We start from the raw sequence: 16,450 nt of genomic DNA, 5'->3' as shown, positions 1-16,450 counted from the left end.
CTCATCGAGGAGCTGCTCGGCTTCGACCTGGACGACGGCGAGACGATCGGCGCGCTGCACGCGGCCGTTCTCGCCCGGCCGGCCTGACGGGCGCCCCCGCTCGATGTGGCACACATCGTGCCTCTGGCCGGGTCGTTCCCACGATTTGCCGCAAATTGTGGGGCCCGGCCGGGCCGATGCCGCGCGAGAACGGCGGCGAGCCACCTGTCCCGGTCGGTGTTCTACCAGCGGATCGCGCTCATCGAGGAGCTGCTCGGCTTCGACCTGGACGACGGCGAGACGATCGGCGCGCTGCACGCGGCCGTTCTCGCCCGGCCGGCCTGACGGGCGCCACCGCTCGATTTGGCACACATCGCGCCTCTGGCCAGGTCGTTCCCACGATGTGCCGCAAATCGTCGGGCTCGGGCCGGCCGGGCCGATGCCGCGCGGGCGCGGACTCAGGAGTCGAAGCCGAGCCCGACCGCGTCGAGCGTCCGCAGGAACAGGTTGCGCCTGCCTTCGCGGTGGTCGGCCCGATCCAGGGACCAGCGGGTCAGGTTGATGCCGACGGCGGCGGCTGGCTCCGGCGGGAACGGCAGCGGGCGGCTCTTCACCAGCGCGAGCTCGGTGCGCTCCGTACTCCGTCCGTCCAGCAGGTCGAGCATCACCCGCGCGCCGAAGTGCGTGGCCGCGACGCCGAGGCCGGTGTACCCGGCCGCATAGGCGACCTTCCCGCCGCGAGCGGTGCCGAAGAACGCGCAGAACCGGCTGCAGGTGTCGATCGCGCCGGCCCACCGGTGTGTGAAGGTGAGACCCTCCAGCTGCGGGAACGTGGTGAAGAAGTGCGAAGCCAGCCGGCGGAACGTCTCCGGCCGATCCTCGTACCGCTCCCGCACCCGGCCGCCGAAGTGGTAGATCGCGTCGTAGCCGCCGAACAGGATGCGGTTGTCGCGGGTGAGCCGGTAATAGTGGAACTGGTTGGCCGAGTCGCCGAGGCCCTGGCGGCCCGACCAGCCGATCGAGGCGAGCCGCTCGGCGGACAGCGGCTCCGTCATCAGCACGTAGTCGTAGACCGGGACCGTGGCGAGCCGGTTGCGCTTCAGCAGGCTCGGGAACACGTTCGTGGCGAGCGCGGTGCGCTGGGAACGGACGACACCTTGCGGCGTGTAGAGCGTGGTCCCGTCGCCGATGCCCTCGACCGGGCTGTGCTCGAAGATCTCGACGCCCGCCGCCTCGCAGGCACGTGCGAGCGCCCTGGCGAGCTTCGCCGGGTGGACCAGCGCCGAGTCCCTGGTGCGGAGCAACCCGGCGAGATAGGTGGGGGAGTGCACCTCGGCCTGGATCGCGGCGGTGTCGAGGAAGCGCGCCTCCTCGCCCGCGTCGGCCGCGGCCTCCCGCAGCCACTCCATTTGGTGCGGCTCGGTGGCCAGGTCGATCGCCCCGTTGCGCTCGAACTCGGCGTCGAGGCCCAGCTCGGCGATGGTCGCCTCGATCTCGTCCAGGTTCGCCATCCCGAGCTCCTGGAGGCGGTCGAACTCCTCGGGGAAGCGGCTGCGCCCGTTCTCGTCGCCGTGGGTGAGGCTGGCCTCGCAGAAGCCGCCGTTGCGGCCGGAGGCGGCCCAGCCGATCCGCCTGCCCTCCAGAAGTACGACGCGGGCGCCGGGGTTCTCGCGCGCGGCGAGCAGCGCCGTCCAGAGCCCGGAGTAGCCGCCGCCGACGACGGCGAGGTCGCAGCTGATGTCGCCGGTCAGGCGCGGATACGGGTCGCCGGGAGCGTCCTCGATCCAGTACACGCCCTGCCGGGCATCGGCGAGCGCGCCGGCGACGACGGACTCGGCGGGACGACGGCGTTCGAACACGGTGGATGCCACGACGAGCCTCTCTCCTTGCGTTTCCTCGTCATTCTGCCGGACCTCGGGGAGCCTGTCGTCGCGAATCACGCCGGAGTCCGGGCAAACCGTCCGGCGCGCCGGGGAGCATTCTGAACCGCTTCAGCTGCCGCTACTCTTGGGGCGGGCCGTCCGTGGCGGACGACCGCGAAGGAGGGCGACGTGGCAGGGCAGGCGCGCGTGACGATCGGCGGTCTCGCCGACCGCCTGGGCCTGTCGAAGGCGTCGGTGTCCTACGCGCTCAACGGGCAGCCGGGGGTCAGCGCGGAGACACGGCAGCGCGTCCTCGCGCTCGCCGAGGAGCTGGGCTGGCACCCGAGCTCCAGTGCCCGCGCCCTCTCCCGCGCCCGCTCCGACGCGATCGGCATCGTCCTCCGCCGCGACCCGGGCCTCCTCGGGGCGGAGCCGTACTACATGAGCCTGCTGGCCGGCGTCGAGACCGAGCTGGGCGCGGCCGGTCTGTCGCTGCTGCTGCGGATGGTCGGGATGGACGACGGGCTCGACGTCGCCACCTACCGCCGCTGGAGCGCGGAGCGCCGGGTCGACGGGGTCATGCTCTTCGACATCACCATCGACGACCCGCGGCCCGCGCTGCTCGACGGCCTCGGCCTGCACTACGTGCTGCACGGCAACCGGGAGCCGCTGGCGCCCGGCCGGGTGCTGCTCTACGACGCGGCGGGCGACGCCGGGATGCTGGTCGACCATCTCGCAGGCCTCGGCCACCGCAGTCTGCTGCACATCCGCGGTCCCGAGGAGTTCGAGCACGAGCTGGACCGGACGGATGCGGTGCGGGCGCGGGCGGCGGCCCACGGGATGCGCGTCGCGTTCGAGTCGTCCGACTACTCGATGGAGGCGGGCGAGCGGATCGCCGCCCGCGCGGTGGCGGAGAACCCCACCATCACGGCCGTGATCACCTCGAACGACCTGCTGGCGCTCGGCGCCCAGGCGGCGCTGACCCGCGCGGGACGGGAGGACGTGGCGCTCGCCAGCTGGGACGACTCCCTGCTCTGCCGGCTCGGCTCCCGCCCGATCACGGCTCTCGCGCGCTACCCGGAGGAGCAGGGCCGCCGCGCCACCCGGATGCTCCTCGACCAGCTCGCGGGCACCGCGCCGACGATCACGACCGCGCGCCGGTCGTCCCTCCTCGTCCGCGCGACGAGCGTCCGCGCCGCCGCCGCCGCGTAGCCGCGCTGGCCCGCGGCCGAGCGGTCGCGACGCGCCACGTCGGGACCGGCCACACGGCATGTCACGACCGCTCGAGATCGCTCGAGCCCGCTGCGCGCCGTGCCGGCGGCGAGGGGGAGTGGCCAGCGAGGCCCTACCCCAAACGAGGGTGGAATTCAATACTTGGCTTCACTGAACCGGTTCAGTTATGCTCAGCGCGGCGCCCTGTGCGCCCCCATCAAGAGACGAAGGAGTCACAATGAGGAAACGCGCCATCGCCGCCGCGGCCCTGGCAGCCACGCTCTCACTCGTGGTCGCCGGCTGCACAGGCACGGGGTCGGGATCCTCGTCCAGCGGATCGACGATCACGTACTGGGCGAGCAACCAGGGCACCAGCCTCGACAACGACAAACAAGTCCTGACGCCCGTGCTGAACGACTTCACCAAGCAGACCGGAATCAAGGTCAAGCTCGAGGTGATCGGCTGGAACGACCTGCAGACGCGCATCCAGACCGCCGTCACCTCCGGCCAGGGGCCCGACGTGCTGAACATCGGCAACACCTGGGCGGCCTCGCTCCAGGCAACCGGCGCGTTCCTCCCGTTCGGCGACAGCGAGATGAAGGCCATCGGCGGCAAGGACAAGTTCGTCAAGACCGCGCTCGAGACCGGCGGCGCCTCGGGCAAGACGCCCACCAGCGTCCCGCTCTACGGCCTCGCATACGGCCTCTACTACAACAAGGCGATGTTCCAGGCCGCCGGCGTCCAGCCGCCGACCACGTGGGAGGAGCTGGTCACCGACGCCAAGAAGCTGACCACCGGCGGCAAGTACGCCTTCTCGCTCGCCGCGGGCAGCTACACCGAGAACGCGCACTTCGCCTTCATCAACTCCGCCCAGAACGGCGGGGAGTGGTTCGACGACAAGGGCGACCCGACGTTCACCTCCAGCGAGAACGTGGATGGGATCAAGCGCTACCTCGATCTCATGCAGACGGACAAGGTCGTCAACACCTCCAACGCCCAGTACGACAACGGCGTGCAGGCGGTCAACGACTTCGCCACCGGCAAGGTCGCGATGATCCTCAGCCAGAACAACGCGGACTCCTCGATCGTCGCCAACGGCATGAAGGCCGACCAGTACGGCGTCGTCCCGTTCCCCGCGCCCGAGGGCGGCAAGCCGGTCGCCAGCCACGTCGCCGGCATCAACCTGTCCGTCTTCAAGAACACGAAGAACAAGGACGCCGCGCTCAAGTTCGTGAAGTTCATGACCAGCGAGGACACCCAGACCACGCTCGGCAAGCCGTTCTCCACGCTCCCGGTGCTGAACGGCGCCAAGGCCGTGTTCACCGACAACGCCGACGAGGCGGCGACGTTCCAGAAGATCTACAACGAGATGTCGAAGCCGCTGCCGCTGGTGCCCGCCGAGGACCAGTTCGAGAACACCGTCGGCAAGGCGATGAACGACATGTTCGCCAAGATCGCGACCGGCAGCACGGTCTCCGACTCCGACATCAAGGCGGCGCTGCAGACCGCTCAGGACCAGGTCAAGCAGTCGCTCGGCGGCTGATCCGCTCCGGTGGCCGGGTGGGTGTGCATCCCGCCCGGCCGCCGGGACCGGCCTCCCGTCCGACCCCCGAAGGAGCCTCATGTCGACGACGACATCCGTCCGCACCACCCCGGCCGCGGTCCCGGCGCCCGCGAAGAAGCGCAAGCGCCGGCCGAAGGGATGGTGGCTGCCGCTGGTGCTGCTGGCACCGGCCATCCTCTTCGAGCTGCTCATCCACGTCGTGCCCATGCTCACGGGCATCTGGATCAGCTTCCTGCAGCTCACCAAGTTCTACATCGCCAACTGGGGCGAGGCCCCGTTCGTCGGACTGCACAACTACCAGGTCGCCCTCGACTTCAACACGTCGATCGGCGCCGCGCTGCTGCAGTCCTTCCTGATCACCTGCGGCTTCACCATCCTCGTCGTCGGGATCTCCTGGGGCGTCGGGATGGCCGCCGCCGTCGCGCTGCAGGGCAGGTTCCGCGGCCGCGGCTTCTTCCGCACCCTTTTCCTGGTGCCGTACGCGCTGCCGATGTACGCGGGCATCATCACCTGGAAGTTCATGCTGCAGAAGGACACGGGAGCGGTGAACCACTTCCTGTTCGACAACCTGGGGCTGCCCGGTGACAAGCCGTTCTGGCTGATCGGCGGCAACGCCTTCCTCTCGATCGTCGTCGTGGCGATCTGGCGGCTCTGGCCGTTCGCGTTCCTGATGCTGATGGCCGGGCTCCAGTCCATCCCGGACGAGGTCTACGAGGCCTCCGCTGTGGACGGCGCCAAGCCGTTCCGGCAGTGGCACGCGATCACCCTCCCCATGCTGCGGCCGGTCAACGCGGTGCTGCTGCTGGTGATGTTCCTGTGGACGTTCAACGACTTCAACACGCCGTTCGTGCTGTTCGGGAATGCGCAGCCGCCGGCAGGCGACCTGATCTCGTTCCACATCTACAACGCGTCGTTCCTGACCTGGAACTTCGGCTCGGGAGCCGCGATGAGCGTGCTGCTGCTGATCTTCCTGCTGATCGTGTCCGGCATCTACCTGATCGTGCTGAACCGGAGGAACCGCCATGCGTGAAACCCCTTCGTCCCATGTCTTCCGCTGGGTGGTCATCGTCGTCCTGACGCTGTTCACGGCCGTGCCGCTGTACGTGATGGTCACCACCTCGCTGAAGCCGCTCTCCGACGTGCAGGGCGCGTTCACGTGGTGGCCGACGAACATCACCTTCCAGCCGTTCATCGACATGTGGACCACCGTCCCGCTCGCGTCGTACTTCGTGAACAGCCTGATCGTGGCGACCTCGGCGACCGTGCTCAGCCTGATCATCGCGATCTTCGCCGCGTACGGCGTCTCCCGCTACCGGTTCAAGGGCCGCTCGGTGTTCACGACCACGGTGCTGTCGACGCAGATGTTCCCGGGCGTGCTGTTCCTGCTGCCGCTGTTCCTCATCTTCGTGAACATCAACCAGGCGGTCGGCATCCAGCTGGTCGGCACACGCTGGGGGCTGGTCATCACCTACCTCACCTTCGCGCTGCCGTTCTCGATCTGGATGCTCGCCGGCTACTTCGACGGCATCCCGCGCGACCTCGACGAGGCGGCGATGGTGGACGGCTCCGGCCCGATGGGCGCGCTCTGGCACGTGGTGCTCCCCGCCGCGAAGCCGGGCCTGATCGCGGTCGCCATCTACTCGTTCATGACGAGCTGGGGGGAGGTGCTGTTCGCGTCGGTGATGACGACGGACGAGAACCGCACGCTCGCGGTCGGCCTGCAGCTGTACTCCACGCAGACGAACGTCTACTGGAACCAGATCATGGCCGCGTCGCTGGTGGTCTCCATCCCCATCGTCGTCGCCTTCCTGCTGCTGCAGCGCAGCTTCGTCGCCGGGCTCACGGCCGGCGCCGTCAAGTGACACCCGCCCCGAAAGGAATCATGGACCGCCCTTCTCCCCTGCTCACCGTGGACGGGACCCCCGTGGTCTGGCTCGGCGCCAACTTCTGGTCGCGCACCGGTGGACCGCTGATGTGGTCCCGCTACGATTCCGGCGTCGTGCGCCAGGAGCTGCGCGTGCTCGCCGACCACGGCCTCAACATGACGCGCTCGTTCTTCTACTGGCCCGACTTCCACCCGACGCCGGACACGCTCGACGAGCAGTGCGTCGCCAACTTCGCCGACTTCCTGGACGCGCACAGCGAGACCGGGATGACGACCGTGCCGACCTTCCTCGTCGGCCACATGTCCGGCGAGAACTGGGACCCGGTGTGGCGGGACGGCCGCGACCTGTACCGCGACGTCTGGTTCGTCGGCCGGCAGGCCTGGTACGTGCGGGAGCTGACGGCGCGGTTCGCCGCGCATCCCGCCGTCGCCGGCTGGCTGCTGACGAACGAGGTGCCGATCTACGGCGGCGAGGCGCCGCGGCCGATCGTGGACGCGTGGGCTTCGCTGCTGGTGGACGCGGTGCGGGCCGGGGGAGGGACGCAACCGGTCGCGGTCGGCGACGGGGCGTGGGGCATCGAGACCACGGGGCACGACAACGGGTTCTCGGTGCAGGACCTGGCCGGGTTCACCGACTTCGTCGGCCCGCACGTGTACCGCATGGAGACGGATCAGCTGCGCCAGCACCTGAAGGCCGCGTACATCGCCGAGCTGTGCGGTGACGCCGGTCTGCCGGTGGTGATGGAGGAGTTCGGCCTCACGAGCGACTTCGTCTCGGACGCGGGCGCCGCCTCCTACTACCGGCAGCTGCTCTACACGACGCTGCTCGCCGGCGCGACCGGCTGGATCGCATGGAACAACACCGACTACGACGACCTCGCCGACCAGCGGCCGTACTCGCACCATCCCTTCGAGATGCACTTCGGCATCACCGACCGCACCGGTGCGCCGAAGCCGCCGCTGCGCGAGCTGGCGCGGTTCGCCGCGGACCTGGCCGCGATCGACCTGCCGAATCTCACCCGCGCGGCGGTGGATGCTGCGCTCGTGGTGCCGTCGCACCTCGCGGCCGACTACCCGTTCACGAACGAGGACGAGCGCGCGCACATCGTGGCGACGGGCGAGCAGGCGTACCTGGCCGCGCACGAGGCGCACATCCCGGTCGCGGTGGTGCGGGAGCGGGAGGACGGCGGGATCCCGTCCGGCTACGGGCTGTACCTGCTGCCGTCGGTCAAGCAGCTCTGCGCCACCTCCTGGCTGCAGCTGGAGGAGCTGGCCGGCCAGGGCGCGACGGTGTACGCGTCGTACGCGCACGGTTCGAGCGGGGTGCAGCGCGGGCCGTGGTGGGCGAACACCGAGCCGTTGTTCGGCGTGCGGATGGAGAGCTCGTACGGACTGGTGGAGCCGGTCACCGACGACGTCGTGACGCTGCGCTTCACGGAGGACTTCGGTTCGATCGCGTCCGGAACGGTGCTGTCGTTCCGTGCGGCGGGCAACGAGAACGGCCGGAGCTTCCTGCCGGTGCGGGCGACCTCGGGGCGCGTCGTGGCTGTGGATGCGCACGGCCGTCCCGCGATCGTCGTGAAGGACCACGGCCGGGGCCGGGCGGTGCTCTGCGCCTACCCGGTGGAGTTCTTCGCGTCCGAGCTGGCGCGGGTGAATCCGGAGGAGACCTGGCGGCTGTACGACGCGCTCGCCGAGGTCGCGGATGTGGAGCGGGATGTGCGCCTCGACGACCCGCGGGTCTTCGTGGACACCCTCGTCCACGACGACGGGCGCCGCTTCGTGGTGTTCGTCTCCGAGCACGCGTCGCCGGTCACGGTCTCGCCGCGCGTCGCCGGTGAGCTGCGGACCCTCGACGGGGATGCGGCCGCGGAACTGCGCCTCGACCCGTGGGGCGTCGCGGTCCACGAGCTGGTGCTCGAGTAGCGCGTGCGGGGCGCGAGCATGGTGCGACGATCGCAGCACGCATCCCGTCCGCCGGGTACTGCCACTACTCGGGCCAGGGTATGGCGCGCCGACTCGGCGCGATGAACGATGCCGGCGATGAAAAGCTGCGATCCGCACGAGGGGTTCAACCACGACGACTACAGGTTTGAGCATCTCGTGGAGACTCCCGGCGCCCCCAGACCGCGAACTGCACTGGTTGGTCCGGACCGCCTCACGTAGAGCACTGCCCCGGTGCTCGGAGGTCCCAGCGTTGGCGCCCTGATGCCCTTCGGGCGAGAATAGCGTTCTCGCGTGATTGAAAGACCTTCATTTAGACGACGGCTCGGCCGACGGGTCATCGCGGCAGGTGTTGCGGCCACCTTGGCCCTGACAGCAGCGTCGGTGTTCGCCGGTGCTGCCACTGCCACCGCGGCCCCCGCCCCCTGCGCACCGCAGTACGAGGTGACCGCCACGATTCCCACAGCCACCCAGCCCACGGATATCGCCCTCCTCCCGGATGGTTCACGCGCGTATGTCGCCTCCGTGAGTGGCCAGGTGCAGGTGGTCAACACCAGCACGAACGCGATCACGGCCAACATCACGTTGCCCGGCTACCAAGTTCTTCAGGTGGCGACGAGCCCCGACGGCAAGACGGTATATGCGCTCAGCAGGAATGCTTCTTACCTTCTGGACTCCTCGCTGCCGGGCACGGTCTCGGTGATCGATACCGCCACCAATACCGTCACAGCCACCATCCCGGTGGGCAATACACCGAACACGTTTGCGCTCAGCCCCGACGGCACCACGCTGTATGTCGGGTATCTCATCTCGGTCAATAGCACTGGAACCAAGTACGGGTTCGGAGGCGTGATCGACGTGATCGACACGACGACCAAGACAGTCGCAGGCTCGTTCCCCATCTCCAGCGCCGATGCCATTGGGACCGTCGCGATGCGTTTCAGCGAGGATGGTTCGTTCGCCTACCTCGTGTTGAGCAGCGGGCAGGTGCAGGTGTTCGATACGGCCACCCGCAGCTCCACCGCTGCCATCACCGTCGGCGCCAGCCCGTACGGAGTGGCTTTCAGCCCGGATGGAAGCCGCGCATACGTCCCCAGCGTCGGCTCGGGTACCGTGAGCGTGATCGACACAGCCCGGAAGGCGGTGATCGGAACCGTCGATCTGGATGGAAGTCCCATCGCAGTGGCCGTCTCCCCTGACGGCAACATGGTGTATGTGAGCGACTACTCGGGTGGCTCCGTTGCCGTGATCGACGCGAGCACAAACGCTGTCATCACCCGGGTGCCGGTCGGCACCCAGCCCGCCAGAATGGCGGTCACCTCTGACGGCAGGCACATCTATGTGCCCAACGCGGGCAGTAACACGGTCAGTCTTCTGACGATGAATCTGTGTCACACGGTCACGTTCGACACCAACGGTGGTTCTGGGCAGCTGGCCGACCAGACCTCCTCGGTCAGTGCGGCGCTGAGTGCGAACACGTTCACGCGTTCCGGCTATACGATGACCGGGTGGAACACTGCCGCTGACGGTTCCGGCACCGCCTACGCGGACGGTGCTACCTTCTCCTTCACGACGGATCTCACTCTCTACGCCCAATGGAGTGCAGCCGCGGATTGGGTTCGCCTTGCCGGCCCTGACCGGTACGGCACGGCTGCAGCCGTCGCGGAGCACGGGTTCTCGGGCACGGCCGACACCGTGTACGTGGCGACGGGGTTGAACTTCCCCGATGCGCTCACCGCCGGACCGGTCGCGGCCCGTGAGAAGGCGCCGATCCTCCTCACCGACCAGAAGAAGATCCCCGCAGCCACCTCAACGGCCCTCAAACGACTCCACCCCTCGAGCATCGTTGTCGTCGGAGGAACCGGGGCCGTATCCGCCTCGGTCGCCAGCCAGTTGGCCAGGCTCGACGGAGTGACCAAGGTCACCCGCATCGGCGGCATCGACCGGTACGAAACGTCCCGACTCCTGGCAGACCGCGCCTTCGCGAACGGGGCCACCTCCGCGTTCGTCGCAACCGGCGTCAACTACCCCGACGCCCTGTCCGCCTCAGCCCCCGCCGGCAAAATCGGTGCCCCCATCCTGCTGGTCAATGGAACCAAGACCAACGTGGACGCAGCCACCAAAGCACAGCTGACGAAACTGAAGACGACGACCACCTACGTCGTCGGCGGCACCGGCGTCATCACCGACACCATCGAGGACGACCTCCCCGACGCCATCCGGCTCGCCGGAATGGACCGGTACGCGACCAACCTCGCCGTAGCCAAGCGTTTCTATAGCAGTGCGGAGAACATCTACGTGGCAACCGGGCGGAACTTCCCCGACGCACTCGTCGGCGGCGTCCTCGCCACCCTTGACGAAGGACCGCTGCTGCTGGCCACGAAGACCGCCTGGCCCGCCGCCACCCTGTCCTACGCAGCCTCCCTCGGGTTCGCCCACGGACACCTCCTCGGTGGAACCGGAGTCCTCGACGACAACCTCAAGGCAATGAACACCACCTTCTAACCACAACGTCGCGGGCCCCACCACAACGGGTCTCAGCCGCAACCGAAACCAACACCTGGCAGGGGCGGGAAACATACATCGCCCCTGCCAGGCTGCTGTGAGCCCTGCGGAGGATGACGGGTTGACGGTTGCAGTATCGGAGGGCTTGCAGCCGCGAACGCGCTCGCGCTCGCGCTCGCGCATGGTATCGGTGCTCGAGCGACGCGACCACTTCTGGGCGAGGGGGCCGGCATCGTCCTGGCCGCGAACGCGACTCGGGGGCTGGCGCCGAGCGGTGCTAGAGCTTCCGCGTCCCTGCCGGTTCGAGACGCCTTCGCTTACCGGATGGCGGGGGAAGCAGCGTCTCACTGTGACCTGCTCGATTCACGGGAGACCCGACGGGACCGACGCGAGGGTGAGGCCGTGGATAGGGTGGCAGGGGTGGAAATTCGGGCAGGAATCAGGCTGACGGCGTGATCGGTCTCAACAAATTCCGCCATTGACACGAGATCCTCCGTGAAGAACTCCCAAAGCGATGGCGGGCGGGGTGAGGGCCCGCCTACGTCGTGGGGGCGTGCCGCTCCAGGAAGTCGTAGACCTCCGTCGAGTCCACACCGGGGAAGGTGCCGGTCGGCAGCGCGGCGAGCAGGGAGGTCGGCGTGCGGGCGGCTGGCCATGCCTGGCCCTCCCAGCGCTCCGCGAGCGTTCCGGAGGGCCGGCGGCAGCACGACTCGTCGGGGCAGCGGGAGACCGCGCGGTACGTCGTCTCCCGGCCGCGGAACCACTTCACGTGCTCGAACGGCACGCCGACGCTCACGGAGTAGTCGCCCTCCTTGGCCTTCTCGATGCGGGACGTGCACCAGAACGTCCCGCGCGGCGTGTCCGTGTACTGGTAGTACGGGCTGAACCGGTCGGCGACATCGAAGACGGTGCGCGCCGTCCAGCTGCGGCACACCGGCGTCCCCTCGATCGCTCCGAGCGCATCCGACGGGAAGGCCACCGAGTCGTTCTCGTACGCCTTGATGATGGTGCCCGACTCGTGCACCTTCATGAAGTGCACCGGGATGCCGAGCCGTGCCGTCGCCAGGTTGGTGAACCGATGGCACGCCGTCTCATACGACACCGCGAAGGCGTCGCGGAGGTCCTCCATCGAGATGCGGCGGAAGTTCTTGGCCTCGGCGAGGAAGCCGACCGCGGCCTTCTCCGGCAGCAGCAGGGCGGCCGTGAGGTAGTTCGTCTCCACGCGCTGGCGCAGAAAGTCCGCGTAGTTTCGCGGCTCCTCGTGCCCGAGGAGCTGGGAGGCGAAGGCCTGCAGGATGGGCGAGCGGGAGTCCCGTGATGCCGACTGCTCGGTCGGCAGGTAGATGCGTCCGTTGCGCTTGTCGGTGACCGAGCGGGTGGAGTGCGGCAGGTCGCCGACGTAGTGCAGCGAGAAGCCGAGGTGGTCGGCCATGTCGGCGACGGTCTGGTGCGAGACCGGGCCGCCGGAGTGCCCGACGACCGCGAGCAGGTCGGCCGCGATGGCCTCCAGCTCGGAGAAGTAATTGTCGCGCGCCCGCATGGTCGCGCGCAGTTCGGCGTTCGCGCGCCGTGCCTCCTCCGGGGTCGCCGCGCGCTCGCGGTGCAGCCGCTCCACCTCCTGGTGCAACGCCAGTATCGCCTGCAATGTCGCGTCGGAGACGGACTTCGACACCCGCACCGGCGCGATCCCGAGCGAGGAGAACACCGGCCCGCGTTGCGCCCGCTCGACCGCGATCTCCAGGGCCGCGCGCTCGTCCGGCGCCTCCGGCGCGAGCAGGTCGTCGACCGTCACCTCGAGCGCCGCCGCGATCGCCCGCAGCTGTGCGAGCCGCGGCTCCCGGTTGCCGTTCTCGATCGTGGAGACCTGCGACGGTGCGCGGTCGATGGCGTCCGCGAGCTGCTCCAGGGTCATGCCGCGCCGCACCCGGAACGCCCGGACGCGGCGCCCGAGGGTGAGCGCGTCGGCGGCGACGTCCTCGTCGACAGTGTCGGTCATGGTGGCAATCGTGACACCCGCCCGAAGTTCTGGCAAACAGAAGAACGCGGCAATTTCTGTCGCCGAATCCGATCCGCGGTGCGGGCGGCGGGCTCAGGATCGTGTCAACCGATCCGACCGATGGAGGTCACGATGACGACCGCAGCCCACCCCGAACCCCGTCCAGGCGACACCGTGCAGACCGCCGCCGAGCTGCAGCTCGAGTGGGATGCCGACCCGCGCTGGTCCGGTATCCGCCGCGACTACACGGCCGAGGACGTCGTCGCGCTCCGCGGCCCGGTGCGCGAGGAGCAGACGCTCGCCCGCCGCGGCGCCGAGAAGCTCTGGGAGCTGATCCAGCGCGAGGGCTCGGGACCGGACGCGAAGTGGGTCGCCGCCCTCGGTGCTCTCACCGGTAACCAGGCCGTGCAGCAGGTCCGCGCGGGCCTGGAGGCCATCTACCTCTCCGGCTGGCAGGTCGCCGCGGACGCGAACCTCTCCGGCCAGACCTACCCCGACCAGAGCCTGTACCCGGCGAACTCGGTGCCGGCCGTCGTCCGCCGCATCAACAACGCGCTGCTGCGCGCCGGCCAGGTCGAGGGCACCGAGGCCGCGATCTCCGACTGGATGGCGCCGATCGTCGCGGATGCCGAGGCCGGCTTCGGTGGCCCGCTCAACGCCTACGAGCTCATGCACGGGATGATCCAGGCGGGCGCCGCCGGCGTGCACTGGGAGGACCAGCTGGCCAGCGAGAAGAAGTGCGGCCACATGGGCGGCAAGGTGCTCGTGCCGACCGGCCAGCACATCCGCACCCTGAACGCGGCTCGGCTCGCCGCGGACGTGGCGGGCGTCCCGACCATCGTGATCGCCCGCACCGACGCGCTCGCGGCGACGCTGCTCACGAGCGACCACGACGAGCGCGACCGCGCCTTCCTGACCGGCACCCGCACCGCTGAGGGCTTCTACGAGGTCCGGAACGGCATCGAGCCGGTGATCGCCCGCGGGCTCGCGTACGCCCCGTACGCCGACCTGCTCTGGGTGGAGTCGGCCGAGCCCGACCTGGAGCTGGCCCGCCGATTCGCCGAGGCGGTGCACGAGCGGTTCCCCGGCAAGAAGCTGGCGTACAACTGCTCGCCGTCGTTCAACTGGAAGAAGCACCTCGACGACGAGACCATCGCGCGGTTCCAGCGCGAGCTCGCGGCGATGGGATACGCCTTCCAGTTCATCACCCTCGCGGGCTTCCACGCCCTCAACTACTCGATGTTCACGCTCGCCAGGGACTACGCATCCCGTCAGATGAGCGCGTACGTCGACCTGCAGGAGGCGGAATTCGCCTCCGAGGCCTCCGGCTACACGGCCACCCGCCATCAGCGGGAGGTCGGCACCGGCTACTTCGACCGCATCGCGACCGCGCTCAACCCCACCAGCGCCACGCTCGCCCTGGTCGGATCCACTGAAGAGCACCAGTTCTGAGACCGCGCACGCGGGACACGAAAGGACACGACTCATGATCGAGATCACGGGGCCGCGCACGCCCGGCCACGACGCCATCCTCACCGCGGAGGCGCTCGCCTTCGTCGACCACCTGCACCAGGCGTTCGCCGCCCGGCGTCAGGAGCTGCTCGCCGAACGGCAGCGGCGCCGCACCGAGGCCGGCAACGGCCGCGACCCGCGCTTCCTCAGCAGCACCGCCGCCGTCCGCGAGGACCCGGACTGGCGCGTCGCCGGCGCAGGCCCGGGGCTCGAGGATCGCCGCGTCGAGATCACCGGCCCGACCGATCCGAAGATGGCGATCAACGCGCTCAACTCCGGTGCTCGCGTCTGGCTGGCCGATCAGGAGGACGCGACCAGCCCCACCTGGGCGAACGTCGTCGGCGGCCAGGCGACCCTGCGCGCCGCGGTCCGCGGAGAGCTGCAGCACACCAGCGCCGAGGGCAAGGAGTACCGCGTGACGACGCCGTACGAGGTGACGCCCACGATCGTGATGCGCCCGCGCGGCTGGCACCTGGTGGAGAAGCACCTCACCTTCACCGACCGCGCCGGACGGAGCGCGCCCGCCAGCGCCTCCCTCACCGACTTCGGCCTCTACTTCTGGCACAACGCGCGGGAACTGGTGGAGAACGGCCGCGGCCCGTACTTCTACCTGCCGAAACTGGAGTCGCACCTGGAGGCGCGGCTCTGGAACGACATCTTCGTGTTCGCCCAGCAGCGGATCGGGATGCCGGTCGGCACCATCCGCGCGACCGTGCTGATCGAGACCATCCCGGCGGCCTTCGAGATGGAGGAGATCCTCTACGAGTTGCGCGAGCACTGCGCCGGCCTGAACGCGGGACGCTGGGACTACATCTTCTCCATCATCAAGACGTTCCTCGGCCGCGGCCGCCGCTTCGCGTTCGGCGATCGCGACCGGATCACGATGACGGTCCCGTTCATGCGCGCATACACCGAGCTGCTCGTCGCCACCTGCCACAAGCGGGGGGCGCACGCGATCGGCGGGATGAGCGCGTTCATCCCGAACCGCCGCGACCCGGAGGCGACGGAACGGGCGCTCGCGAAGGTCGCGGACGACAAGCGCAGGGAGGCCGGCGACGGCTTCGACGGCACCTGGGTGGCGCATCCCGACCTGATCCCCACGGCCCTCGCGGAGTTCGACGCGGTGCTGGGGGAGCGGCCGAACCAGCTCGACCGGCTGCGCGACGACGTGCACGTGACCGAGCACGACCTGCTCGACGTCACGAGCGCGGGCGGCACGGTGACCGACGCCGGGGTGCGCTCGAACGTCTCCGTCGCGCTCCGTTACATCGAGGCCTGGCTGCGCGGCACCGGCGCCGTGGCCATCGACGGGCTGATGGAGGACGCGGCCACCGCCGAGATCTCCCGCTCGCTCCTGCGGCAGTGGATCGACAACCGCGTCGTCACCGAGCAGGGCACGGCCGTTGACCGCGAGCTGGTCTCCGGCCTGATCGACGAGGAGCTCGCCCGCCGCATCGGCGCGGACGGCGGCGACCGGTTCGCCGACGCCGCGGAGATCCTGCGGGAGGTCGCCCTCGCCGACGAGTTCCCGACGTTCCTGACCATCCCGGCCTATGCCCGCTACCTGGTGGACGAGCCGGATCGGGAGCAGGCGGAGCTGCCGCTGGCCGTCTGACCGGGGGCGCCCGCCCGTCAGGGGTGGTGTTCGAGGTAGCGCTCGAGCACCACCCCTTGGTTCAGCTCCGGGTCCCGCGCGCCCACGAGCAGGGTGACGACCGGATGCGTCCTGCCGAGCTCGCGCAACTGGTCCACCGCCGTGGGGTTCGCGTCCAGCTCTGCCTCGTAGCGCGCGGTGAACTCGTCGAACAGCGGAGCCTCGTGATGGAACCAGCGCCGCAGCTCGGTGGACGGAGCCACCTCTTTCAGCCACAGGTCGATGTGTGCCCGCTCGCGGCTGAGGCCGCGTGGCCAGAGCCGGTCGACCAGCACGCGGAAGCCGTCCTCCGTGGCCGGATCGTCGTAGATCCGCTTGACCCGGTACATCCCGCGGC

Annotated in this window: 12 protein-coding genes; 9 read left to right on the top strand and 3 right to left on the bottom strand. The window is 69.4% G+C overall.

Annotated elements, in window-relative coordinates:
• The first annotated feature begins 105 nt into the window (after window positions 1-105).
• Window positions 106-324, top strand: a complete 219-nt coding sequence (locus tag AAME72_RS19700) for a helix-turn-helix domain-containing protein (RefSeq protein ID WP_348788216.1) — start codon at window positions 106-108, stop codon at window positions 322-324.
• A 113-nt stretch (window positions 325-437) separates the two neighbouring features.
• Here AAME72_RS19700 and AAME72_RS19695 read toward each other — a convergent pair whose 3' ends face one another.
• The gene (locus tag AAME72_RS19695; protein ID WP_348788215.1) at window positions 438-1,850 is read right to left on the bottom strand and encodes an FAD-dependent oxidoreductase; all 1,413 of its coding nucleotides are present in this window, start codon (window positions 1,848-1,850) and stop codon (window positions 438-440) included.
• 180 nt (window positions 1,851-2,030) lie between these two features.
• Here AAME72_RS19695 and AAME72_RS19690 point away from each other — a divergent pair, with 180 nt between their 5' ends.
• From AAME72_RS19690 to AAME72_RS19665, 6 genes are all read left to right on the top strand, one after another.
• Window positions 2,031-3,053, top strand: a complete 1,023-nt coding sequence (locus AAME72_RS19690) for a LacI family DNA-binding transcriptional regulator (protein WP_348788214.1) — start codon at window positions 2,031-2,033, stop codon at window positions 3,051-3,053.
• A 238-nt stretch (window positions 3,054-3,291) separates the two neighbouring features.
• The gene (locus AAME72_RS19685) at window positions 3,292-4,596 is read left to right on the top strand and encodes a sugar ABC transporter substrate-binding protein (RefSeq protein ID WP_348788213.1); all 1,305 of its coding nucleotides are present in this window, start codon (window positions 3,292-3,294) and stop codon (window positions 4,594-4,596) included.
• A gap of 79 nt (window positions 4,597-4,675) precedes the next feature.
• The gene (locus tag AAME72_RS19680) at window positions 4,676-5,647 is read left to right on the top strand and encodes a sugar ABC transporter permease (protein ID WP_348788212.1); all 972 of its coding nucleotides are present in this window, start codon (window positions 4,676-4,678) and stop codon (window positions 5,645-5,647) included.
• Window positions 5,640-6,479, top strand: coding sequence for a carbohydrate ABC transporter permease (locus AAME72_RS19675; RefSeq protein ID WP_348788211.1), 840 nt, complete (start codon window positions 5,640-5,642; stop codon window positions 6,477-6,479). The genes AAME72_RS19680 and AAME72_RS19675 overlap by 8 nt, the downstream gene beginning before the upstream one ends.
• Window positions 6,480-6,499: 20 nt before the next feature.
• Entirely contained in the window at window positions 6,500-8,428 is a 1,929-nt protein-coding gene (locus tag AAME72_RS19670) for a cellulase family glycosylhydrolase (RefSeq protein ID WP_348788210.1), read from the top strand.
• 312 nt (window positions 8,429-8,740) lie between these two features.
• Window positions 8,741-10,951 (top strand): cell wall-binding repeat-containing protein, encoded by a 2,211-nt coding sequence (locus tag AAME72_RS19665; protein ID WP_348788209.1) that lies wholly within the window; start codon window positions 8,741-8,743, stop codon window positions 10,949-10,951.
• Between the two features lie 538 nt (window positions 10,952-11,489).
• Here AAME72_RS19665 and AAME72_RS19660 read toward each other — a convergent pair.
• Window positions 11,490-12,947: a helix-turn-helix domain-containing protein gene (locus AAME72_RS19660; RefSeq protein WP_348788208.1), complete on the bottom strand. Its 1,458-nt coding sequence runs from the start codon at window positions 12,945-12,947 to the stop codon at window positions 11,490-11,492.
• Window positions 12,948-13,079: 132 nt separating this feature from the next.
• On the opposite strand from AAME72_RS19660, the gene aceA reads away from it, so the two are divergent.
• Complete coding sequence (gene aceA / locus AAME72_RS19655; protein ID WP_348788207.1) at window positions 13,080-14,399, top strand: isocitrate lyase; 1,320 nt, start codon at window positions 13,080-13,082, stop codon at window positions 14,397-14,399.
• Window positions 14,400-14,433: 34 nt separating this feature from the next.
• Entirely contained in the window at window positions 14,434-16,074 is a 1,641-nt protein-coding gene (gene aceB / locus AAME72_RS19650) for a malate synthase A (protein WP_348788206.1), read from the top strand.
• A gap of 17 nt (window positions 16,075-16,091) precedes the next feature.
• Here aceB and AAME72_RS19645 read toward each other — a convergent pair whose 3' ends face one another.
• A complete protein-coding gene (locus tag AAME72_RS19645; RefSeq protein WP_348788205.1) occupies window positions 16,092-16,442 on the bottom strand; it encodes a DUF488 family protein in 351 nt (116 codons plus the stop codon).
• Between the last annotated feature and the right edge of the window lie 8 nt (window positions 16,443-16,450).

This window comes from Leifsonia sp. NPDC080035 (assembly GCF_040050925.1).
Taxonomy (GTDB): Bacteria; Actinomycetota; Actinomycetes; order Actinomycetales; family Microbacteriaceae; genus Leifsonia.
This window is presented reverse-complemented; position numbering and strand designations above follow the sequence as displayed.

Bases quoted from the DNA above. Each gene is read 5' to 3' on its own strand.
- AAME72_RS19675 (WP_348788211.1), top strand. From the start codon at position 5,640: ATGCGTGAAACCCCTTCGTCCCATGTCTTCCGCTGGGTGGTCATCGTC.
- AAME72_RS19685 (WP_348788213.1), top strand. From the start codon at position 3,292: ATGAGGAAACGCGCCATCGCCGCCGCGGCCCTGGCAGCCACGCTCTCA.
- AAME72_RS19660 (WP_348788208.1), bottom strand. From the start codon at position 12,947: ATGACCGACACTGTCGACGAGGACGTCGCCGCCGACGCGCTCACCCTC.
- AAME72_RS19645 (WP_348788205.1), bottom strand. From the start codon at position 16,442: ATGTACCGGGTCAAGCGGATCTACGACGATCCGGCCACGGAGGACGGC.
- AAME72_RS19680 (WP_348788212.1), top strand. From the start codon at position 4,676: ATGTCGACGACGACATCCGTCCGCACCACCCCGGCCGCGGTCCCGGCG.
- AAME72_RS19670 (WP_348788210.1), top strand. From the start codon at position 6,500: ATGGACCGCCCTTCTCCCCTGCTCACCGTGGACGGGACCCCCGTGGTC.
- aceB (WP_348788206.1), top strand. From the start codon at position 14,434: ATGATCGAGATCACGGGGCCGCGCACGCCCGGCCACGACGCCATCCTC.
- aceA (WP_348788207.1), top strand. From the start codon at position 13,080: ATGACGACCGCAGCCCACCCCGAACCCCGTCCAGGCGACACCGTGCAG.